This window comes from Pseudomonas sp. BN606, assembly GCF_029873115.1.
Taxonomy (GTDB): Bacteria; Pseudomonadota; Gammaproteobacteria; order Pseudomonadales; family Pseudomonadaceae; genus Metapseudomonas.
The window spans coordinates 205,264-228,021 of the sequence record NZ_SSOF01000074.1; the positions used below are offsets into that span (position 1 = coordinate 205,264).

The following is a 22,758-nucleotide window of genomic DNA, read 5'->3' on the forward strand; positions in this document are numbered from 1 at the left end:
GAGCCGTAAACGAGCAAGCCCTAAGCCACTCCCAACGCAGTTACTCCGACCCGCATCTGATCGTGGACAGGTTATCAGGTGCGGTACTCGGCATTGATCTTCACGTACTCGTGGGACAAGTCGGTGGTCCAGATGGTCTCGCTGCAATCGCCACGTCCGAGCTCGATGCGGATGGTGATTTCCTCACGGGCCATCACCGCCGCGCCCTGCGCTTCGGTGTAGGTGGAAGCACGGCCACCCTGGCTGGCGATGCAGACTTCACCCAGGAACACGTCGATCTTGCTCACGTCCAGGTTCGGCACGCCAGCGTAGCCAACGGCCGCGAGGATACGGCCCCAGTTCGGGTCGGATGCGAACAGTGCAGTCTTGATCAGCGGTGAGTGAGCCACGGCATAGGCTACATCGAGGCACTCCTGGTGGTTACCACCACCATTGACCTGCACGGTGACGAACTTGGTCGCGCCTTCGCCGTCGCGCACGATGGCCTGGGCAATTTCCATGAAGACGTCGAACACAGCCTGCTTGAGCTTGGCGAACAGCTCTCCGCTAGCCGCAGTGATTTCCGGCAGGGCTGCCTGGCCGGTGGCGATAAGCATGCAGCAGTCGTTGGTTGAAGTGTCGCCGTCAATGGTGATGCGGTTGAACGACTTGTTCGCCGCATCGCGCACCAGGGCATGCAGTACGTCGCGGGCAACCTTGGCGTCGGTGGCGATGTAGCCGAGCATGGTGGCCATGTTCGGGCGAATCATACCGGCGCCCTTGCTGATGCCGGTGATGGTAACGGTCACGCCGTCGTGCTCGAACTGGCGGCTGGCCCCCTTGGGCACGGTGTCGGTGGTCATGATGCCTTCGGCGGCCTGGGCCCAGTTACTCACCTTGAGGTCGGCAAGGGCAGCCTCCAGAGCACCTTCGATCTTCTCGACCGGCAGCGGCTCGCCAATCACACCCGTGGAGAACGGCAGCACGGTGTCTTCACCGACTCCAGCCAGCTCGGCCAGCTTGGCGCAGGCACGACGGGCACGGACCAGACCATCCGGGCCGGTTCCGGCGTTGGCGTTGCCGGTGTTGGTCAACAGGTAGCGCACTTCGCCTTCCAGGCGCTCACGGGTTACCAGCACCGGGGCGGCACAGAACGCGTTGGTGGTGGTAACACCGGCGATGGTCGAGCCTTCAGCGCAGCGCATCACCACCACATCCTTGCGCCCGGGGCGCTTGATGCCGGCAGAGGCGATGCCGAGTTCGAAACCGGGTACCGGGTGCAGCGTAGGCAGAGGGCCAAGACCAACAGCCATGGGAAGCGCTCCTTTGTCAGCGGGAGACCGGCTGCGGGCGGCGCAGGCGGCCAGGGATATCAGGAAAAACGCCGCGAGCGGCAGGGCCGGTCGCGGCGTTGTAACTACAGCAAGGCCTTAGTCAATTTGACCGTGGCAGTGCTTGTATTTCTTGCCGGAACCACAAGGGCAGGGTTCGTTGCGGCCAACCTTGGGCTCAGTGCGAACCGGAGCGGCTGCGGTAGCAACGGCCACATCACCCTGCTCGTCGGCCAACTCCGGCTCTTCGATGCTCGGAGCAGCGGCGTGCTGGAACTGCATGCGACGGGCCATTTCTTCGGCTTCGCGGCGCAGGCGCGCCTCTTCCTCGGCCGGATCCTCGCGGCGGACCTGGACGTGCGAGAGGACACGGATAGTGTCGCGCTTGATGGAATCGAGCAGGTCCTGGAACAGGGTGAAGGACTCGCGCTTGTACTCCTGCTTCGGGTTCTTCTGCGCATAGCCGCGCAGGTGAATACCGTGGCGCAGGTGGTCCATGGTGGACAGGTGGTCTTTCCACAGGTCGTCCAGCACGCGCAGCAGCATCTGCTTCTCGAAAACGCGCAGGGCTTCGGCGCCGGCGAGATCTTCCTTCTCGTTGTAGGCCGCCAGCAACTGCACGAGGATCTTCTCGCGAAGGGTCTCTTCGTACAGTTTGTCGTCTTCGTCGAGCCACTGTTGTACCGGCAGCTTGAGGCCGAAATCGCTGTACAGCGCGGCTTCCAGGCCGGAAATGTCCCATTGCTCCGGCATCGACTGCGGCGGGATATGGGCGTCGATGGTGCTGTTCAGCACTTCTTCGCGGAATTCCTTGATGGTGTCGCCGATGTCCTCGGCAGCCAACAGGCTGTTGCGCATGTGGTAGATCACCTTGCGCTGCTCGTTGGCCACATCGTCGTATTCGAGGAGTTGTTTGCGGATATCGAAGTTACGGCCTTCGACCTTGCGCTGGGCCTTCTCGATCGCGTTGGTCACCATGCGGTGTTCGATGGCCTCGCCGGACTGCATGCCCAGGGCCTTCATGAAGTTCTTCACCCGGTCGGAGGCGAAGATGCGCATCAGGTTGTCTTCCAGCGACAGGTAGAAGCGGCTGGAGCCCGGGTCACCCTGGCGACCGGCACGGCCGCGCAGCTGGTTGTCGATACGGCGGGATTCGTGGCGCTCGGACGCAACCACGTGCAAGCCGCCTGCCTCGATTACCTGCTGATGACGCTTCTGCCATTCAGCCTTGATCTGCGAGACCTGCTCGTCAGTCGGGTTTTCCAAGGTGGCGACTTCGGCCTCCCAGTTGCCACCGAGGAGGATGTCGGTACCCCGACCGGCCATGTTGGTGGCGATGGTCACGGCGCCGGGACGGCCCGCCTGGGCGATGATCTCGGCTTCCTTCTCGTGGTACTTGGCGTTGAGCACCTTGTGCTCGATGCCAGCCTTGATCAGCAACTGGGATACGTACTCGGAACTCTCGATCGAAGCGGTACCCACCAGCACAGGACGACCGCTTGCCTGGCAGTCCTTGATGTCGGTGATGATGGCGCCGAACTTCTCTTCCTGGGTCAGGTAGACGAGGTCGTTGAAGTCCTTACGGGCGACAGGACGGTGGGTCGGGATGACGATCACGTCCAGACCGTAGATCTGGCGGAACTCGAAGGCCTCGGTATCGGCAGTACCGGTCATGCCGGACAGCTTCTTGTAGAGGCGGAAGTAGTTCTGGAAGGTCGTGGAGGCCAGGGTCTGGCTCTCTGCCTGGATCGGCAGGTTTTCCTTGGCTTCGATGGCCTGGTGCAGGCCCTCGGACAGGCGACGGCCAGGCATGGTACGGCCGGTGTGCTCGTCGATCAGCAGCACCTGGTCGTTCTGCACGATGTACTCGATGTTGCGGTGGAACAGCGTGTGTGCACGCAGTCCGGCGTAGACGTGAGTCAGCAGGCTGAGGTTGTGCGCCGAGTAGAGGCTCTCACCCTCGGCGAGCAGGCCGGCCTGGGTGAGCATTTCCTCGATGAACTGGTGGCCCATCTCGTTGAGCTCGACCTGACGGGTCTTCTCGTCGACCGAGTAGTGGCCTTCCTGAGTGACCTGCCCCTCCACCTCTTCGATGTGCTGCTTGAGGCGCGGGATCAGCTTGTTGATCTGGATATAGAGCTTGGAGCTGTCTTCGGCCTGGCCGGAGATGATCAGCGGGGTCCTCGCTTCGTCGATGAGGATGGAGTCCACTTCGTCGATCACGGAGAAGTTCAGCTCGCGCTGGAACTTGTCGTCCAGGCTGAACGCCATGTTGTCGCGCAGGTAGTCGAAACCGAATTCGTTGTTGGTGCCGTAGGTGATGTCAGCGGCGTAAGCGGCTCGCTTTTCTTCCGGCGGCTGGAAGGGCGTGACAACGCCGACGGACAGGCCGAGGAACTCATACAACGGACGCATCCAGTTGGCGTCGCGGCGGGCCAGGTAATCGTTCACTGTAACCACGTGCACGCCTTTGCCGGACAGCGCGTTCAGATACACGGCCAGGGTCCCTACCAGGGTCTTGCCCTCACCGGTACGCATCTCGGCGATCTTGCCTTCGTGCAGGGTCATGCCACCGATCAGCTGAACGTCAAAGTGGCGCATGCCCATGACGCGCTTGCCGGCCTCACGCGCCACGGCGAAGGCTTCCGGCAGCAACTGGTCGAGGGTCTCGCCCTTGGCCAGACGCGCCTTGAACTCTTCGGTCTTGGCACGCAGCTGGTCGTCGGACAGGGCCACCATCTGCTCTTCGAACGCGTTGATAGCCAGCACAGCCTTGGCCATGCGCTTCACTTCGCGTTCGTTCTTGCTTCCAAAGAGTTTCTTCAACAATGGCGCAAACATATAGAGAGGATCTTCCACACATTAGGATGGAGGGCGGCCTGTAGTCGCCCGCGCAGCCGCCATGGCTGCTTGCGAAGGGGGCATTCTACCCGGAATCGTTGCCGAGGAAAGCGGGAGCACTTCCCGGTCTCCGTAGGAGGGCTTCCATAGTCCCCGGCGGGGGCCTCGCCACGAATGCACAGATGAGTTGACCGCCTGGACAGCCGAACCACGCATGACCACCGAGGACAAGGCACCCTCTGTTAATATGGGCGAACCTCCCTTCATTCAAGCAGCCCGCCATGGCGTTTCGTCCTCTGCCCGCCCGCTCCCCTGCCGCACTGCTGCGGGAGCAAAAACCTCTGCGAGCACTATTCAACGAAGCCCAGCGCATCGAGCAACTACAACAGCTGCTCGCCAGCCAGTTGCAACCGGCCGCCCGCGACCACTGCCACGTGGCCGCCTGGCGCGAGGGACGCCTGCTGCTGATCGTCACTGACGGGCACTGGGCCACCAGGCTGCGCTATCAGCAAACTCGCCTGCTGCGGCAACTAAAGGGATTCGAGGCTTTCGCAGGTCTGGAACGGATCGTATTCAAGGTACAACCAAGCTTCGCACCCAGCAGTACGCCGGTGACCGAGGGCCGCCTGTCTTCCACAGCCGCAGAAAGCCTGCAAGCCACGGCGGAGACCGTCACGGACCCACGCCTGCGGGAAGCACTGGAGCGCCTGGCGCGCCACGGAAAACCAAAAGAGTGAGCATTCCCGAATAGAAAGGATAAAAAAAGGCCACTCGAAGGTGGCCTTTGAAGTCAGGAAAGAGGGTATTGCTTAAACGGCTGCTACCGGTCGCATATAGGAGATAGGTGCAGTCCTGGCATCCTCGAAGGTCACCACTTCCCAGGCGTCCTTCTGCTCAATGAGCTGGCGCAGTAAGCGGTTGTTCAGCGCGTGGCCCGACTTGAAGCCACGGAACTCGCCGATCAGGCTGTTTCCGAGCAGGTAGAGGTCACCAATCGCATCGAGAATCTTGTGCTTGACGAACTCGTCCTCGTAACGCAGGCCGTCTTCGTTGAGCACCTGGTTCTCATCTACCACGATGGCGTTCTCGACGCTGCCGCCGAGTGCCAGGTTCTGCGAACGCAGGAACTCGATGTCGCGCATGAAGCCGAAGGTCCGCGCACGGCTGACCTCCTTGACGAACGAGGTGCTGGAGAAATCCACGCTCGCACTTTGGGTGCGGTTGCGGAACACCGGATGATCGAAATCGATCTCGAAGCTCACCTTGAAACCATCGAAGGGAACGAAGGTGGCGCGCTTGTCGCCCTCCTCCACGGTCACTTCACGCAGGATACGGATGAACTTCTTCGGCGCGTCCTGCTCCTGCAGGCCGGCGGATTGAATCAGGAAGACGAAGGGACCAGCGCTGCCGTCCATGATCGGCACTTCCGACGCGGAGAGTTCGACGTAGGCGTTGTCGATGCCCAGGCCAGCCATGGCCGAAAGCAGGTGCTCCACGGTGTCCACCTTGACCTCACCGTTGATCAGTGTGGTCGACATGGTGGTCTCACCGACATTCTCGGCGCGTGCAGGGATATCCACCACGGGATCGAGGTCGGTACGGCGGAACACTATGCCAGTGTCCACCGGAGCGGGCTTGAGGGTCAGGTAGACCTTTTCCCCGGAATGCAGCCCCACGCCAGTGGCACGGATAATGTTCTTGAGAGTGCGTTGTCTGATCATGGCATTGGCCGCTTGTGCGCAAGTTGCGAACTGTTTTCAACAATGGGCGGCGATAATAGCAGAACCGCCCTTTGCTGAACACCAATCACCCTAATGCTCCTGATACAAATCATCAATCAGCCTGGCGACGCAGGAATGCCGGGATGTCCAGGTAATCCAGGTCATCCTGAGTGTTGAGCTTGGCCGCGGTGGCAGCGCCGGCGTGAGCCTGGTTGCGCATCACGGTCGGGCGATCCAGGTCGCGGTAGTTGACGGACGACTGCTCCGGACGAGCGGCTACAGTGGTGCTGGCCACAGTGGCTGCCTGAACGGTGTTGTCGACAACCTTGACCGGCTTCTCGATGCGCGCACCCAGGCCAGTGGCCACTACGGTTACGTGCAGCTCGTCGCGCATGTCCGGATCGATCACGGTGCCCACCTTGACGGTGGCGTGCTCGGAAGCAAACTGCTCGATGATGTTACCCACATCGGAGTACTCGCCCAGGGACAGGTCCGGACCCGCGGTGATGTTCACCAGGATGCCGCGGGCGCCCTGCAGGTTTACATCGTCGAGCAGCGGGTTGCGAATAGCGGCTTCGGTGGCCTCGCGAGCACGATTCGGACCGCTGGCGCAGCCGGTACCCATCATCGCCATCCCCATTTCGCCCATCACGGTCTTAACGTCGGCGAAGTCGACGTTGATCATGCCAGGACGTTTGATGATGTCGGAGATGCCGCGCACCGCGCCGGCGAGTACATCGTCAGCCTTGGCGAAAGCAGCCAGCAGGCTGGCGTCCTTGCCGAGGATGGTCAGCAGCTTCTCGTTGGGGATGGTGATCAGCGAGTCGACGCTTTCCGCCAGGGAGCGAATGCCCTCGTCGGCGATCTGCATGCGCTTGCGACCTTCGAACGGGAACGGACGGGTCACCACCGCAACGGTGAGGATGCCCATTTCCTTGGCCACTTCGGCAATGATCGGCGCTGCACCGGTACCGGTACCGCCGCCCATGCCAGTGGTGATGAAGACCATGTCGGCGCCTTGCAGCACTTCGGCAATGCGCTCACGGTCTTCGATGGCAGCCTGACGGCCGACTTCCGGGTTGGCGCCGGCACCCAGGCCCTTGGTCACGCCTGGGCCGAGTTGCAGCACCGTGCGCGCACCGATGTTCTTCAGTGCCTGGGCATCAGTGTTGGCGCAGATGAACTCGACGCCTTCGATGTTGCTCTTCGACATGTGGTTCACGGCGTTACCACCGCCACCACCGACGCCGATAACCTTGATGACCGCTGTTTGCGGAACGTTATCTACGAGTTCGAACATATCCCCTCTCCTTCCTTTTTTAGTTTTTCGCCTACTGCGTACCGCGTTTAAAAATTGCCCTGAACCCAGCGCTTGAGCCGTTCCAGTACAGGAGCCTTGGCCTCTTCGGCATAGCCGTAGCTGCCAGTGGAGGCAGGCATGCCGTCGGATTGCTTGCGCAATCCGTACATCAGCAGGCCCACGCCCGTGGAATAGATGGGGTTGCGCACGACATCGGCGAGCCCCTTCACGCTATGCGGCACGCCCAGGCGCACCGGCATGTGGAAAATCTCTTCGGCCAGTTCCACCGCACCTTCCATCTTGGCCGTGCCGCCAGTGAGAACGATGCCCGCCGGGATCAGGTCCTCGTAACCGCTGCGTCGCAGTTCCGCCTGAATCAGGGTGAACAGCTCGTCGTAACGGGGCTCGACCACTTCGGCCAGGGCTTGGCGCGACAGTTCGCGCGGAGGACGGTCGCCAACGCTGGGCACCTTGATGGTTTCTCCAGCACCGGCCAGCTTGGCCAGGGCGCAGGCGTAGCGAATCTTGATCTCTTCGGCGTACTGGGTCGGCGTACGCAGAGCCATGGCGATGTCGTTGGTCACCTGGTCACCGGCGATCGGGATCACCGCGGTGTGCCGAATAGCGCCCTCGGTGAAGATGGCGATGTCGGTGGTGCCGCCGCCAATATCCACCAGGCACACGCCCAGCTCTTTCTCGTCATCGGTGATGACCGAGTAGGCCGAAGCCAACTGCTCCAGGATGATGTCGTCGACTTCGAGACCGCAGCGGCGCACGCACTTCTCGATGTTCTGCGCCGCATTCACCGCACAAGTCACCACGTGCACCTTGGCCTCCAGGCGCACACCGGACATGCCCAGAGGCTCACGTACACCTTCCTGGTTATCGATCACGTAATCCTGGGCCAGAGTGTGCAGTACACGCTGGTCGGCAGGGATCGCCACCGCCTGTGCGGCGTCCAGCACGCGCTCGATATCGGCGCCGCTCACTTCTCGGTCGCGAATGGCGACGATGCCGTGGGAGTTCAGGCTGCGGATGTGATTGCCGGCAATGCCGACGAATGCCGAGTGAATTCGGCAACCCGCCATCAACTGAGCCTCTTCCACCGCACGCTGGATGGATTGCACGGTGGACTCGATGTTCACCACCACGCCCTTCTTCAGGCCGCGCGACGGATGGGTGCCGATACCGACGATTTCCAGTTGGCCGTCAGCTGCGACCTCGCCCACCAGCGCCACCACCTTGGAGGTGCCAATGTCCAGGCCGACGATCATCTTGCCGCTCTGTACGCTTGCCATGTGTCTAACCTTCTCTCTAATTCACTGCACGGCGACCGTGGTCGCCGCGGGGGCCTCGACCTGCGTCCGCCAGGCCACAGCCAGGCCGTTGGGATATCGCAGGTCGACGCGCTCGATGTTCGCAATCTGTTCTTTCAGCGTTTTCTCGTAGATCGAGATGAATCGCCGCATTTTCTCTACCAGGTGATCCCGCCCTAGTAGCAATTCGACGCCCTGGCCGGTGGACAGGAACCAGCTGCCGCGCTCACGCAGCTCCAGCCGAACTATCGAAAAGCCGAGCGGGCGCAGCATCTGGCTGAGCATCTGGTACTGCTGCATCACTTGCTCCTGCGCCCGCTGCGGGCCCCAGAGCTGTGGCAACTGTTCGTAATGGGCCAGCTCGCGCGGGGTGAAAGCCTGCCCCTGGTTGTTCAGGAGTGCCTCGTCGCCCCAACGGGCAATGGGCAGTTGCTCTTCCAGTCGAACCATTACCTGGTCCGGCCAAACCCGGCGTACCTCCGCGTGGGCGATCCACGGCATCTGCTCCAGCTCACGGCGCATTCCCGCCAGGTCGATGCTGAAGAAACTCGCCGCGATGTACGGTGCGATGCGTTGCTGCACAGCTTGTTGGCTGATGTAGCTCAAATCGCCCTGCACATTGACCTTGGCGATGGGGCGGTCGGCGTAAGGAAGCAGGCGCTGGGCCGCTTCGTAGGCACCGAATCCGAGCACCGCCAGCATCACCGGCCACATCAGCTTGCGCAGGAAACCGAAGCTGGGCTTGGGCAGCCGCTGAGTCAGCGGCTCCTTGGCCACCATCCGACTGGCGCCACGCGGCATCGGCTTTCGCGACGGAGCGGCGCGGCCGATTACGGGTTCCTGACGGCGGATAGTGGCATTACGCATGGGATCAGCCCCTTGCCTCGACGCTGTCGGACAGGATCGCCAGCACCAGTTGCTGGAAATCCATACCCGCGGCGCGTGCGGCCATTGGCACCAGGCTGTGATCGGTCATGCCCGGTGCGGTATTGACTTCGAGAAGCCAGAAGCGCCCTTCGGCGTCCTGCATCACGTCTGCGCGGGCCCAACCCTGGATTCCGAGGGTCTCGCAGGCGCGCGCGGTGAGCTGCTTCAGTTCCTCTTCCTTTTCCGCGTCCAGGCCACAAGGGATCTGGTAACGGGTGTCACTGGCCAGGTACTTGGCGTCGTAGTCATAGAAGGTGTGCGGGGTGCCAAGACGGATGGGCGGCAGCACCTCGCCGCGTAGCCAGGCGACAGTGAATTCCGGACCGTGGATCCACTGTTCCACCAGGACTTGCGGGTCATAGGTCCCGGCCGCACGCCAAGCTTCGATGAGCGCCTCGACGTTCTCGACCTTCGCCATGCCGATGCTGGAGCCTTCGTGGGCCGGCTTGACGATCAGTGGGAAACCCAAGTCTGCAGCGGCCTGGCGGCAGTCCTGCTCGCTGGCGAGCACGGCATGACGCGGCGTCGGCAGGCCCAGGCTGATCCACAACTGCTTAGTGCGGAGCTTGTCCATCGCCAGGGCGGAAGCAAGGATGCCGCTGCCGGTATACGGAATGTCCAGGCACTCCAGCAGGCCCTGCATGCTGCCGTCTTCACCGCCCCGGCCGTGCAGGATGATGAAGGCACGGTCGATCTTTTCCGCCTGCAAGCGCTGCAGCAAGTCATCACCCACATCGATGCCAAAGGCGTCCACGCCCGCGGCCTGCAAGGCCTGCAGCACCATGGCGCCAGACTTGAGCGACACCTCGCGCTCTGCACTCTTGCCGCCGTAGAGCACAGCGACCCGGCCGAACGCAGCCGGTTCGAGGTTGGATTTCAATTGCGCGCTCATTTCGTCTTCCTCTTGGTGGCGTCGTCAGCTTGGCCACCAAACAGCGGGTTCTGAATCAGTTGCGGCGCCAACGCGCCGATATCGCCGGCGCCCTGGCAGAGCAGGATGTCGCTGGGACGCAGCAGCGGCTTGACCAGGGGCGCCAGATCGACGCCGCGCTCGATGTAGATCGGGTCCAGTTGGCCGCGCTGACGGATGCTGTGGCAGAGCTGACGGCTGTCAGCACCGGGGATAGGCTCTTCGCCGGCCGGGTAGACCTCCATCAGCAGCAGTACGTTGGCCTCGCCGAGCACCTGCACGAAATCGTCGTAGAGATCGCGGGTACGGCTATAGCGGTGAGGCTGATAGACCATCACCAGGCGACGCTCCGGCCAGCCGCCGCGGACAGCCTTGACCACCGCAGCCACTTCGCGCGGATGGTGGCCGTAGTCATCCACCAGCATCACACTGCCGCCTTCGATTTCCAGCTCGCCGTAGACCTGGAAGCGCCGGCCCACACCCTGGAAGCCGGAAAGGCCCTGGACGATGGCGTCGTCGCTGATGCCTTCGTCGGTGGCAATGGCAATGGTCGCCAGGGAGTTCAGGACGTTGTGGTTGCCCGGCATATTCACGGAGACGTCCAGCGGCTCGCGGTCCTTGCGCAGGACAGTGAACCAGGTGCGCATGCCTTCCTGGCGAACATTGATGGCCCGCACGTCCGCGTCTTCGGCAAAGCCGTAGGTCACGGTTGGACGTGCTACCTGGGGCAGGATCTCGCGCACTACCGGGTCGTCCACGCAAAGCACGGCCAGCCCATAGAACGGCAGGTTGTGGAGGAACTCGACGAAGGTCTTCTTCAGTCGATTGAAGTCCCCCTCGTAGGTACTCATGTGGTCTGCGTCGATATTGGTGACCACGGCCACCATCGGCTGCAGGTGCAGGAAGCTCGCGTCGCTCTCATCCGCCTCGGCGACGAGGTAGCGGCTGGTGCCAAGCTGGGCATTGGTGCCGGCAGCGTTCAGCCGGCCACCGATGACGAAGGTCGGATCAAGGCCTCCGGCAGCGAACACCGATGCAATCAGGCTGGTAGTGGTGGTCTTGCCGTGGGTACCGGCGACGGCGATGCCGTGGCGGTAGCGCATCAGCTCGGCCAACATCTCGGCGCGCGGCACCACTGGGATGCGGCGTTCCAGGGCAACCGCAACCTCGGGGTTGGATTTGTTCACAGCGCTGGACACCACCAGCACATCCGCATGTTCAGCGTTCTCGGCGCGGTGGCCGATGAAGATCTGGGCGCCGAACTTCTCCAGGCGCTCGGTAACCGCCGAAGCCTTAAGGTCGGAACCCGAAACCCGGTATCCCAGGTTCAGTAGCACTTCTGCGATCCCGCACATGCCGACACCGCCGATGCCGACGAAATGGATCCGGCGGATGCGGCGCATTTCCGGCTGGGGCATGGCTTTCTGGCTCTCAACCATGGGCCACCTCCAGGCAGATATCGACCACGGTATGGGTGGCGGCAGGCTTGGCCAGACGGCGGGCGGTAGCGCCCATGGCCTTTAGTTTCTCGGGCTGCATCAGGACCTCGGTCAGCTGAGCGGCCAGCTTGGCCGCGTCAGTGGAATGTTGCGGAAGAAGGACAGCTGCGCCCTCCTTCGCCAGATATTCGGCGTTGCGCGACTGGTGGTCGTCGATCGCATGGGGCAGTGGCACCAGGAACGACGGCAACCCGGCGGCGGCCAATTCGCTCACGGTTAGGGCACCTGCGCGGCAGATGACCAGATCGGCCCAGGCATAGGCACGTGCCATGTCCTTGATGAAGGGGGCGACCTCCGCTTCGACCGCGGCTTCGCGATAACGCTCCGCGGTGATCTCGTCATGCTTGCGCCCAGCCTGGTGGAATACCTCCGGACGCAGGTCCGCAGGGATATTGGCCAGCGCTTCCGGCAGCAATTTGTTCAGGGGCTCGGCGCCCAGACTGCCGCCCAGCACCAACAGGCGCGGCTTGCGGCCAGTCAGGGCATCACGCGGCGTTTCCAGGAACAGCTCCTCGCGCACCGGGTTGCCGGTGGTGCGCCGTTTGTCGCTTTGCCCAAAGGTATCGGGGAAGGCCTCGCATACGCGGCTGGCGAGAGGCGCCAGACTGCGGTTGGCGGTTCCCGCCACGGCATTCTGCTCGTGGATGATCAACGGCACGCCGGACAAGCGTGCTGCCAGCCCGCCGGGCCCAGTGACATACCCCCCCATACCCAGAACGCATACAGGTTTCAGCTCACGCACGATGCGGCGTGCCTGGAACAGCGACTTCAGCAACTCGAACGGCGCTTTGAGCAGGGACTTCAGCCCCTTGCCACGCAAACCACTCACCTGAATGAGATGCAGGGGCAGGCCAGCCTGGGGTACTAACTCGTTCTCGATCCCCTTCGGCGTACCGAGCCAATGCACCTTGAAGCCGCGCGCCTGGAACTCGCGGGCGCAGGCCAGGGCTGGGAATACGTGGCCGCCGGTGCCGCCGGCCATGATCAGCACGATGCCGCTCATGGGCGCACCTCCTCATCGAAGAAATCACTTTCGACGAATTCCACTTCCTCATTACCCAGATGGGTACGGCGTTCCCACTCGATACGCAGCAACAAGGCCAGGCTGACGCAGCAGATCACCAGGGAGCTGCCGCCATAGCTGAGGAATGGCAAGGTCAGGCCCTTGGTCGGCAGCAGACCGACGTTCACGCCGATGTTGATCAGTACCTGGCCGATCCAGAGGAAGGCCAGGCCGTAGGCCACGTAGGCGGAGAAATACTGACGCGATTTCTCGGCCCATAGACCGATGTAGAGGGCCCGGACGCTGACGAAGACGAACAGGCCGACAGTTGCCAGGGCACCTATCATCCCCAACTCTTCAGCAAGCACGGCGAATACGAAATCGGTATGGGCCTCAGGCAGGTAGAACTGCTTCTGGATGCTGTTACCCAGGCCTACGCCGAACCATTCGCCTCGGCCGAAGGCGATCAACGCCTGGCTCAACTGATAGCCGGCACCGTACTGGTCGGCCCAGGGATCGACAAAGTTGGTCAGGCGCTGCATCCGGTAGCTCTGACTGGTCATGACCAGTACGCCGGCGGCGAGCACCGCGCCGGCAAGGGGGATGAAGCGCACCAGGTTGATACCGCCAAGGAAGAGCATGGCGATACAAGAGCCAACCAGCACCACGGTGGCGCCGAAGTCCGGCTCGGCCAGCAACAGCACGGCAATCGGGCCCAGCACCAGCATCGGTTTGATGAAGCCGGTCAGCTTCTCACGCACTTCATCCTGGCGGCGCACCATGTAGCCAGCGATGAACATCACGGTAAACAGCTTGGCCAACTCGGAAGGCTGAAGGTTGAACAGGCCGAAACCGATCCAGCGCTTGGCGCCGTTGATCTCGCGACCGATGCCCGGCAGCAGCACCAACACCAGCAGGATGATGGCTGCCAGCATCAGCCGGGCGCCGTGACGCTGCCAGAAGGCCATGGGAATCTGCAGGGTTATCAGACCAGCGCCAAGACCAATCGACAGATAAATCAGATGGCGAATCATGTGGTAAAGCGGGTTACCGGATTGCGCCGCGGCAACTTCCGACGAGGCCGAAGTGATCATCACCAGGCCCAGGCCAAGCAGCGACAGGCAACCGGCCAACAGCGGAAAGTCGATGTCGATTCCGCGGCGGCTGCGCAGCGGTGACGGGGCGGCGAGCAGACGGGCCAGCATCAGGCAAGTCCCTCCGCGGCCTGGGCGAAGAGGCGCCCGCGTTCTTCGAAGTTTTTGAACATGTCGAGGCTGGCACAGGCCGGCGACAGCAATACCGCATCTCCAGCTTCGGCCAGCTCAGAGCAGCGCTGTACAGCCTCATCCAGGGTCTTGACCCGTACCAGCGGCACGGAATCACCCAAAGCATCCGCGATCAGCTCGGCGTCACGCCCCAGCAGCACAACGGCGCGACAGAAGCGCGCCACCGGTGCCTTGAGGCCTGAGAAGTCAGCGCCCTTGCCATCGCCACCGGCGATCAGCACCAGCTTGCCACCAATGTCAGCCCCAAGGCCTTCGATTGCCGCGAGGGCCGCACCGACGTTGGTGGCCTTCGAGTCGTCGTAGTAGGACACGCCACGCAGCTCGCGTACCCACTGGCAACGGTGAGCCAGACCGGGGAAGGTCCTCAGGGTGTCCAGCATGGGCTCGAACGGCAATCCCACTGCGTGCCCCAGGGCAAGCGCAGCCAGTGCGTTGGACTGGTTGTGGGCACCGCGTACCTTCAGTTCGCGCACCGACATCAACTTGTCGAATTGATAGGCCAGGTACTTCTCGCCGTCTTCTTCGATAAGGCCGAAGGATTTGAAGTCAGGCTTGTTCAGCCCAAAAGACCAGCAGGGCAACTGGTCGGCTACCAGTGGCCGAGACAAGGCATCTCCGCGATTGACCACAATCTGGCGCGCGCCACGGAAGATGCGGTGCTTGGCCAGGTGGTAGGACTGCATGTCGGCATAGCGATCCATATGGTCTTCGCTGACATTCAGCACCGTCGCCACCTCGGCGTTCAGGCGATCCGTGGTTTCCAGTTGGAAGCTGGACAGCTCGAGCACGTAGAGCTCAACGTCATCATTCAGCAGGTCCAGCGCCGGCGTGCCCAGGTTTCCGCCGACGGCAACGCGCTTGCCCGCCGCCCTGGCCATGTCGCCCACCAGCGTCGTGACGGTGCTCTTGGCGTTCGAACCGGTAATGGCGACGATCGGCGCCTTGGCATTGCGAGTGAACAGCTCGATATCACCGGACAGTTTGGTGCCACGGCTTGCAGCCTCCTGCAGCGCTGGCGTTGCCACGGCGAGGCCGGGGCTCACGTAGAGCTCGCTGGCGCGACTGAGGAAGTCCGGGTCGAGTTCGCCACAGCGCACTTCCACCTGCGGGAACTGACTCCGCAGCGTCGCCAGTTCCGGCGGATTCGCGCGCGTATCAGCCACGGCAAACGGAACGCCCTGGCGCGCCAGGAAGCGCACCAGGGACATGCCGCTCTTGCCGAGGCCGACAACGATGCGGAACTGGTCGGAAGCGATCAACGTCACTCTCGGTTACCTCAGTTTCAGGGTGGCAAGGCCAACCAGGACCAGGATCACGGTGATGATCCAGAACCGTACGATGACCCGCGGTTCGGGCCAGCCTTTCAGCTCGAAGTGGTGATGGATAGGGGCCATGCGGAATACACGACGACCGGTCAGCTTGAACGAGGCGACCTGGATCATTACCGACAGCGTCTCCATGACGAACACGCCCCCCATGATGAACAGCACCACTTCCTGGCGCACGATCACAGCAATGGTTCCCAGCGCCGCCCCCAAAGCCAGGGCGCCCACGTCACCCATGAAGACCTGGGCCGGGTAGGTGTTGAACCAGAGGAAGCCGAGACCAGCGCCGACCAGGGCAGCACAGAACACGATCAGCTCGCCCGAGCCCGGCACGTAAGGAATCAGCAGGTATTCGGCAAATTTGATGTTGCCCGACAGGTAGCAGAAGATCCCCAGCGCGCCGCCGACCATGACGGTGGGCATTATGGCCAGGCCATCAAGGCCGTCGGTCAGGTTCACCGCATTGCTGGAGCCCACGATCACGAAGTAGGTCAGCACCACGAATCCGATCCCCAGAGGGATCTCGATGTTCTTCACCAGCGGCAGGATCAGAGTGGTCTCGGCCGGAGTGCTCGCGGTCATATAAAGGAAGATCGCCGCGGCGATGCCGAACACCGACTGCCAGAAATACTTCCAGCGGCTAGGCAGGCCGCGGGAGTTCTTCTCGATCACTTTGCGATAGTCATCCACCCAACCGATGGCGCCGAAGGCCAGGGTCACGGCAAGCACTACCCAGACATAGCGGTTGGACAGGTCAGCCCAGAGCAGAGTGCTGATAGCGATGGCAGTCAGAATCAGCGCACCCCCCATGGTTGGCGTGCCGGATTTCGACAGGTGCGATTGCGGGCCGTCGTTACGCACGGCCTGACCGATCTGGCGGATCTGCAGGGTGCGGATCATCCAGGGACCGAGCCAGAGTGACAGCGACAGCGCTGTCAGGACGCCGAGAATCCCGCGCAGGGTCAGGTATTGGAATACACCAAACCCTTTGTAGAACTGTTGCAGGTACTCAGCGAGCAGCAGCAGCATGATTAGTGAGCCTCCCCCGTCCCGCAGAATGCCGCGACGACTTTGTCCATCGCCGCGCTGCGAGAGCCTTTGATCAGAATTGTGGTGTTTGCATCCTGCTCGCTGACCAGCGCCTGAATCAGGCTGGCCTGGTCGGCAAAGTGGCGCCCCTGGGAACCGAAGGCAGTGACGGCATGCGCCATCAGCGGGCCCACGGCGTACAGGGCACTGACCTTGCCGCGAGCATATTCGCCAACCTCGCGATGGCCTTGTTCGGCCCAGTCGCCAAGCTCGCCCATATCTCCGAGCACCAGGACGGTGCGACCGGAAAAGCCGGCGAGTATATCAACGGCGGCCAGCATCGACGCGGGGTTGGCGTTGTAGCTGTCGTCGATTACGCGCATGCCGCTGGTGGCGAGCTGCGCTACGGCGCGGCCTTTGACAGGCTGCAGGTTTTCCAGGCCGGCCTTGATCCCGACCAGCGGCACGCCAAGGGCGTGAGCTGCAGCGGCGGCGGCCAGTGCATTGGCGACGTTGTGCGCCCCCAACAGGTTGAGCTGTATGTTCGCTTCGCCGGCCACGCCACGAAGGCGGAAGGCCATGCATCCACGGGCATCACGGGCCAGGTTCTCGGCTCGCAGGTCCGCACTGGCATCAGCAAGGGCGAAGCTCAGCACTTTGCGACCGGCTGCACGCTTGTGCCAGATCGCAAAGGCACGGTCATCACGATTGAGGATTGCCACACCATCAGCAGGCAGCCCTTCCAGAATCTCGCCCTTGGCCTCGACGATCCTTTCCGGACCACCGAACTCGCCCACATGGGCAGTACCGGCGTTATTGACGATTGCAACCTGTGGCCGGGTCAGCCCGACGGTGTAGAGAATTTCACCGACGCGCGAAGCGCCCAGCTCGATCACGGCACTGTCGTGCTCGGAGCCAAGCTCCAGAAGGGTCAGGGGCACGCCAAGATCGTTGTTCAGGTTGCCACGGGTGGCCAGCACGGAACCCTGGGTACGCAGGATGCTGGCGAGCATCTCCTTGACCGTGGTCTTGCCGCTGGAGCCCGTTACCGCGGCTACGCGACCGGTAAAACCGTCGCGATTGTAGGCGCCCAGACGTCCGAGGCCTTCGCGAGTGTCGGCAACCAGGAGTTGCGGGATCGGAGCATCCGCCACCTTGCGCTGTACGAGGGCTGCGACGGCGCCCCTGGCAGCTACGTCGGCGAGATAGTCATGGCCGTCGAAACGCGGGCCGACCAGCGCAATGAACAGCTGCCCGGCTTCGATCTTGCGGCTATCACTGGAAACACCGCCGAAAGCAACGTCGGTGCCCACCAACTCTGCCTGCAATGGCTCGAGCAGCTCAGACAACAGGAAGGGTTTAATCATGGGGCATCTCCCAGGCATCCAGTGCCTTGGCGGCCTCATCGAGATCGGAGAAGGAATGACGCACGCCGGCGATTTCCTGGTAATCCTCATGGCCTTTGCCCGCCAGCAGCACGACGTCGTCCATGCCAGCGGCGCCTATCAACCGGGCAATTGCCAAGCCACGACCAGCGACGAACTCGACCTTGTCCACGGCAACGAATCCGGGACGAATGTCATCGAAGATCTGAGAGGGGTCTTCAGTGCGCGGGTTGTCGTCAGTTACCAGTACCCGATCAGCCAACTGCTCGGCGACGGCCGCCATGATCGGGCGCTTGCCGCGATCACGATCGCCTCCACAGCCGAACAGGCAAAGCAGATTGCCGCGGACATGGGGACGCAAGGCTTGCAAGACCTTCTCCAGGGCATCCGGCGTGTGCGCGTAGTCCACGACCACCAGAGGCTTCTCGCCTCCGCCAAGGCGCTGCATGCGACCGACGGGGCCCTGCAATGACGGCAGGACGCGCAGCACATCCACCAGCGGGTAATCCATGGCAAGCAGTGCACCAACCACTGCCAAAAGGTTGCTCAGGTTGAAACGACCCAGTAACGGACTGCGCAGCAGGCCTTCACCCTGGTGGGTAACCAGCTGGGCGCGGACGCCGTGATCGTCGAAGTGAGCTTCGCGGCAATAAATGAATGCACTGGAGTCTTCCAGGCTATAGCTGAACAGCCGCGATTCATGGTGTTCCGCCGCTAGTTGACGCCCGAACTCGTCATCCAGGTTGATCACCCGGGCACGCAGGTTGGGCCAGTTGAACAGCTTGGCCTTGGCAGCCGCGTAGGCCTCCATGGAACCGTGGTAGTCCAGGTGGTCACGGGAGAGGTTGGTGAACGCTGCCACGTCGAAATCCAGCGCGGCAACTCGCCCTTGCTCAAGGCCATGGGACGAAACTTCCATAGCTACGGCACGCGCACCGGCCTGCTTCAGATTGGCCAGCGTGGCTTGCACGGCGAGCGGATCAGGCGTTGTATGGCGGCCGCTTTCCAGCTCGCCATAGAAACCGGTTCCCAGGGTGCCGACTATGCCGCAGCGCTCGCCCAACTGGTCGAGCGCCTGGGCCAACAGCTGGCTGACACTGGTCTTGCCGTTGGTTCCGGTGACGCCAACCACGCGCAGGGCGCGGCTGGGCTCGCCATAGAAGCGACCGGCAATGGCCGACAGCTGGCTGGCCAGGCCTTTGATGGCAATGAGTTCGGCGCCAGCGACGTCGGGAACTTCGGCACCGACAGCCTCATAGGCGACGGCGACGGCTCCGCGAGCCACGGCATCGGCGATATGCGCGCGACCGTCGTGCTGGGCACCGGGAATGGCCAGGAACAGATCACCCGGACGCACCTTGCGGCTATCCAGGGTCAGTTCACGAATCAACGTGGCGCTTTGCGCCTGGGACAGTAATTGGTTCAGTGGCATGGGCATCAGATCCGCCCTCCTTTGCCTGCGGCCGCGTTCGCGGTCTGTTGTTCCTCGGTGGGCAGGTTGTCGGGCGCGATGTTCATCAGTCGCAGCGCACCAGCCATGACCTTGCCGAAAACCGGGGCCGAAACCAGGCCGCCGAAGTAGCCCGCCTTGCTGGGCTCATCGATCACCACCACCATCGCAATCCGCGGATTGGTAGAGGGACCGAAGCCCGCAAAGAGCGAGCGATAGGCGTTCTGGGTGTAGCCCTTGGTTCCTACGCTGGCTTTACGTGCCGTACCACTCTTGCCGGACACGTGGTAGCCCGGCACCTGGGCGCGGAATACACCGCGCGGCGCCTCGACCACTTGCTGCAGCATGCCCTGCATGGTTTTGGCCACTTCGGCCGGGATGACCTGCGCTCCATCGGGAATACTGTCGACGCGCGTCATGGACAGCGGCACCGCCTGACCGTTGTTGGCCAGAGTCGCATAGGCATGGACCAGTTGAATGGCAGTGATCGACAGCCCGTAGCCGTAAGACAGCGTGGCCGTCTCTGCTTTGCGCCACTCGCGGTGGTTGGGCAGGTTACCTACGCGCTCACCTGGGAATCCGAGACCGGTATCCTGGCCCATACCCAGCTTGCGCATGGTGTCGTAAATGGCCTCACCGCCAATATCGAAGGCGATCTTGCTCATGCCGACGTTACTGGAGTTGATCAGAATTCCGGTCAGGTCGAGGATCGGCCCTTCGGTCTTGGAAACGTCCTTGATGGTGTAGCGGCCGATCTGCAGCGAGCCCGGGTAGACCTCGACTTTGTCCTCAGGCTTCCAGCGGCCGGACTGCAGGGCTGCGGACATGGAAATCGGCTTCACGGTCGAACCCGGCTCGAACACGTCGATCATCGCGCGGTTGCGCATCGCGGCCGGTTGCAGGTTACGACGATTGTTCGGGTTGTAGGTGGGCTGGTTCGCCATAGCCAGCACTTCACCGGTTTTCACATCGACGATCACAAGGCTGCCGGCCTTGGCGCCGTTCTCCACCAGAGCGTTGCGCAGCTCCCGGTGGGCGAGGTATTGCAGGCGAAGGTCGATGGACAGGGCCAGGGTCTTGCCCGGCTTGGCATTGCGAGCGACCTGGACGTCCTTGATCAGGCGACCACGACGATCCTTGAGAACCTGACGCTTGCCCGGTACGCCGGCCAACCACTCTTCAAACGACAGCTCGACGCCTTCACGACCTCGGTCGTCGACGTCGGTGAAGCCCACTACATGTGCGGTCACTTCACCTGCCGGGTAGAAGCGGCGGAACTCCTCGATGCCATAAACACCAGGAACCTTGTTGGCCATGATGGCCTGTCCCTGTTCCGGAGTCAGACCACGCACCAGGTACATGAATTCGCGGTTGGCGTTCTGCTCGATTCGCTGGGCGAAGGATTTCGGATCCTGCCCGAGGGCCTGGGCGATGCGCGGCCATTCATCGCGCAGCGCCATGAGGTCTTTGGGATTGGTCCAGAGCGTAGTGACCGGCGTACTCACGGCCAACGGCTCACCGTTACGGTCAGTGATCAGACCGCGATGGGCGGGAATCGGAATGTGGCGAACGCTGCGCGCGTCACCATGAGCCTTGAGGAAGTCACGGTCGATCACGTGCAGGTCGACGATGCGCCAGGAAATGGCACCGACCATGATGGCGAGCAGGCTCAGTACTACCCGGAAACGCCAGGGGTAGAGTGCGCCTTCAAGCTTCATCATTGCGCCACCATCCGAACTTCCGCTGGATCGGGGATGCGCATTCTCAGTTGTTCGCTGGCCAGGGACTCGATGCGGTTATGCGCAGTCCAGGTGCTCTGCTCGAGGACCAGCCGCCCCCACTCGGCCTGAGCCTTATCGCGCACACTGAGCTCCGCGTAGAGCTCGTTGAGCAGCTTGCGATTCCAATGGGCGCTGTAGGACACCGCGATGGCGGACAGCAACACACCGACGAACAGCAACAGCATCAACAGGCTGCCGCCGGGAAGGGGTTTGGCGTAGAGGCGGCTCATCGCAGCTTCTCCGCCACACGCATGACAGCGCTGCGCGAGCGCGGATTAGCCTTGAGCTCTTCGTCGGAAGCGTACTGCGGCTTGCCGAGCAGTTTCAGGCGCGGCTCGAAGGTAGCCAAACGGACAGGCAAGTCGCGGGGAAGCTTGTCGGCCTCGCCCTTGGCGTGCCTGCGCATGAACTGCTTGACGATACGGTCTTCCAGAGAATGGAAGCTGATCACCACCAGCCGACCACCGACAGCGAGCGCCTCGAGCGCGGCATCCAGTCCCTGCTCCAGGTCGCCCAACTCATTGTTGACGTGAATGCGAATACCCTGGAATGCGCGGGTCGCAGGGTTCTTGCCCTTCTCCCACGCGGGATTGGCAACCGTCAGCACTGCCGCCAAGTCGGCAGTCCGCTCGAAAGGTTTCTCAGCACGGCGCTGCACGACGGCACGAGCCATGCGCTTGGCGAAGCGCTCTTCGCCATAGTCCTTGAATACACGGGCGATTTCGTCCTCGCTGGCACTGGCAATCCACTGCGCAGCGCTTTGGCCACGATCAGGGTTCATGCGCATATCCAGCGGGCCGTCGTTCAGGAAGCTGAAACCACGCTCCGGGTCATCAAGCTGCGGGGACGACACACCAAGGTCGAGCAGAACGCCGTCCACCTGCCCGCCGAGTGCACGCGCGCGCACTTCGTCGCCAAGCTCGGCAAAGCTCCTTTGCACAATGACAAAGCGGCCGTCATCGGCCGCCAGAGCTTGCCCAGTCGCAATCGCTTGCGGGTCTTTATCGAACCCCAGCAAGCGACCTCCGGGCCCAAGCCGCTCCAGAATGAGCCGACTGTGCCCGCCACGCCCGAATGTGCCATCCAAGTAGCAGCCATCTGCGCGCAGGGCGAGGCCTTCCACTGCTTCTTCAAGCAGTACGGTGATATGGCGGAAGCTGCTGGTTGCGCTCACAGGATCAGGTCACGTAGTTCATCCGGCAAACCGCCGGGTTGTTTGATTGCCATGAGGTCAGCCTCGGAAATCGCAGTCCAGGCATCCTCATCCCACAGTTGAAACTTGTTCAGTTGGCCGACCAGCATGGCTCGCTTATCCAATCCGGCATGCTCGCGCAGGCGCGGAGGAACCAGAAAGCGCCCAGCGCTATCCAGCTCCAGGTCAACGGCATTACCGATCAGCAGGCGTTGCAGGCGGCGAGTTTCTTCGCGCAGAGAAGGTAGCTCTCTCAGCTTGGCCTCGATGAGCTCCCATTCAGGCAGGGGGTAGACAGTCAAACAGGGATCGACGGCGTCGATAGTGACGATGAGCTGCCCACCACAACGCGAAACGAGCTCGTCCCGATACCGACTTGGCATCGCGAGTCGCCCTTTGGCGTCGAGACTGATGGCGTTAGCTCCGCGAAACAAGGCTGCGCTTCCCCTTTTGATTGGCTTTCCTTGCCAGTAAATCCCACTT

Annotated in this window: 19 protein-coding genes; 1 reads left to right on the plus strand and 18 read right to left on the minus strand. The window is 62.4% G+C overall.

The genetic code is table 11. The annotated features are described in order from the left end of the window. Positions 1-74: 74 nt before the first annotated feature. Both argJ and secA read right to left on the minus strand, forming a co-directional pair. Positions 75-1,292, minus strand: a complete 1,218-nt coding sequence (argJ, locus tag E8E75_RS16615; protein ID WP_153922276.1) for a bifunctional glutamate N-acetyltransferase/amino-acid acetyltransferase ArgJ — start codon at positions 1,290-1,292, stop codon at positions 75-77. A 117-nt stretch (positions 1,293-1,409) separates the two neighbouring features. Beyond that, the gene (gene secA, locus E8E75_RS16620) at positions 1,410-4,151 is read right to left on the minus strand and encodes a preprotein translocase subunit SecA (RefSeq protein WP_153922274.1); all 2,742 of its coding nucleotides are present in this window, start codon (positions 4,149-4,151) and stop codon (positions 1,410-1,412) included. 281 nt (positions 4,152-4,432) lie between these two features. Between secA and E8E75_RS16625 the strand changes: the two genes are divergently transcribed. Then, on the plus strand, positions 4,433-4,888 hold the full coding sequence (locus tag E8E75_RS16625; RefSeq protein ID WP_120652854.1) for a DciA family protein: 456 nt from the start codon (positions 4,433-4,435) through the stop codon (positions 4,886-4,888). 72 nt (positions 4,889-4,960) lie between these two features. Here the strand turns inward: E8E75_RS16625 and lpxC are convergent, their stop codons facing one another. The 16 genes from lpxC to mraZ form a co-directional block, all read right to left on the minus strand. Continuing rightward, positions 4,961-5,872, minus strand: a complete 912-nt coding sequence (lpxC, locus tag E8E75_RS16630; protein ID WP_028628442.1) for a UDP-3-O-acyl-N-acetylglucosamine deacetylase — start codon at positions 5,870-5,872, stop codon at positions 4,961-4,963. A 112-nt stretch (positions 5,873-5,984) separates the two neighbouring features. Beyond that, entirely contained in the window at positions 5,985-7,172 is a 1,188-nt protein-coding gene (gene ftsZ, locus E8E75_RS16635; RefSeq protein ID WP_153922270.1) for a cell division protein FtsZ, read from the minus strand. Between the two features lie 47 nt (positions 7,173-7,219). Continuing rightward, positions 7,220-8,470 carry a cell division protein FtsA gene (ftsA, locus tag E8E75_RS16640; RefSeq protein WP_120652856.1) on the minus strand — a complete coding sequence of 417 codons (1,251 nt, stop codon included), beginning with the start codon at positions 8,468-8,470 and terminating at the stop codon, positions 7,220-7,222. A gap of 21 nt (positions 8,471-8,491) precedes the next feature. Continuing rightward, a complete protein-coding gene (locus E8E75_RS16645) occupies positions 8,492-9,355 on the minus strand; it encodes a cell division protein FtsQ/DivIB (protein ID WP_120652857.1) in 864 nt (287 codons plus the stop codon). Positions 9,356-9,359: 4 nt separating this feature from the next. Then, positions 9,360-10,307, minus strand: coding sequence for a D-alanine--D-alanine ligase (locus tag E8E75_RS16650; RefSeq protein WP_120652858.1), 948 nt, complete (start codon positions 10,305-10,307; stop codon positions 9,360-9,362). Then, entirely contained in the window at positions 10,304-11,764 is a 1,461-nt protein-coding gene (murC, locus tag E8E75_RS16655; RefSeq protein WP_153922267.1) for a UDP-N-acetylmuramate--L-alanine ligase, read from the minus strand. Before murC ends, E8E75_RS16650 begins: the two co-directional genes overlap by 4 nt. Continuing rightward, positions 11,757-12,827, minus strand: a complete 1,071-nt coding sequence (gene murG / locus E8E75_RS16660; protein ID WP_120652860.1) for an undecaprenyldiphospho-muramoylpentapeptide beta-N-acetylglucosaminyltransferase — start codon at positions 12,825-12,827, stop codon at positions 11,757-11,759. The genes murC and murG overlap by 8 nt, the downstream gene beginning before the upstream one ends. Beyond that, on the minus strand, positions 12,824-14,032 hold the full coding sequence (ftsW, locus tag E8E75_RS16665) for a putative lipid II flippase FtsW (protein WP_120652861.1): 1,209 nt from the start codon (positions 14,030-14,032) through the stop codon (positions 12,824-12,826). The genes murG and ftsW overlap by 4 nt, the downstream gene beginning before the upstream one ends. Next, entirely contained in the window at positions 14,032-15,378 is a 1,347-nt protein-coding gene (murD, locus tag E8E75_RS16670) for a UDP-N-acetylmuramoyl-L-alanine--D-glutamate ligase (protein WP_120652862.1), read from the minus strand. The genes ftsW and murD overlap by 1 nt, the downstream gene beginning before the upstream one ends. A gap of 6 nt (positions 15,379-15,384) precedes the next feature. Further along, the gene (gene mraY / locus E8E75_RS16675; RefSeq protein WP_153922265.1) at positions 15,385-16,467 is read right to left on the minus strand and encodes a phospho-N-acetylmuramoyl-pentapeptide-transferase; all 1,083 of its coding nucleotides are present in this window, start codon (positions 16,465-16,467) and stop codon (positions 15,385-15,387) included. Between the two features lie 2 nt (positions 16,468-16,469). Continuing rightward, positions 16,470-17,834 (minus strand): UDP-N-acetylmuramoyl-tripeptide--D-alanyl-D-alanine ligase, encoded by a 1,365-nt coding sequence (gene murF, locus E8E75_RS16680; RefSeq protein WP_120652864.1) that lies wholly within the window; start codon positions 17,832-17,834, stop codon positions 16,470-16,472. Then, on the minus strand, positions 17,827-19,290 hold the full coding sequence (gene murE, locus E8E75_RS16685) for a UDP-N-acetylmuramoyl-L-alanyl-D-glutamate--2,6-diaminopimelate ligase (protein ID WP_153922262.1): 1,464 nt from the start codon (positions 19,288-19,290) through the stop codon (positions 17,827-17,829). Before murE ends, murF begins: the two co-directional genes overlap by 8 nt. After that, a complete protein-coding gene (locus E8E75_RS16690; RefSeq protein ID WP_120652866.1) occupies positions 19,290-21,020 on the minus strand; it encodes a penicillin-binding transpeptidase domain-containing protein in 1,731 nt (576 codons plus the stop codon). The genes murE and E8E75_RS16690 overlap by 1 nt, the downstream gene beginning before the upstream one ends. Then, a complete protein-coding gene (gene ftsL, locus E8E75_RS16695; RefSeq protein ID WP_120652867.1) occupies positions 21,020-21,313 on the minus strand; it encodes a cell division protein FtsL in 294 nt (97 codons plus the stop codon). The genes E8E75_RS16690 and ftsL overlap by 1 nt, the downstream gene beginning before the upstream one ends. After that, a complete protein-coding gene (rsmH, locus tag E8E75_RS16700; protein WP_120652868.1) occupies positions 21,310-22,257 on the minus strand; it encodes a 16S rRNA (cytosine(1402)-N(4))-methyltransferase RsmH in 948 nt (315 codons plus the stop codon). The genes ftsL and rsmH overlap by 4 nt, the downstream gene beginning before the upstream one ends. Next, on the minus strand, positions 22,254-22,709 hold the full coding sequence (mraZ, locus tag E8E75_RS16705; protein WP_120655269.1) for a division/cell wall cluster transcriptional repressor MraZ: 456 nt from the start codon (positions 22,707-22,709) through the stop codon (positions 22,254-22,256). Before mraZ ends, rsmH begins: the two co-directional genes overlap by 4 nt. Positions 22,710-22,758 lie beyond the last annotated feature (49 nt).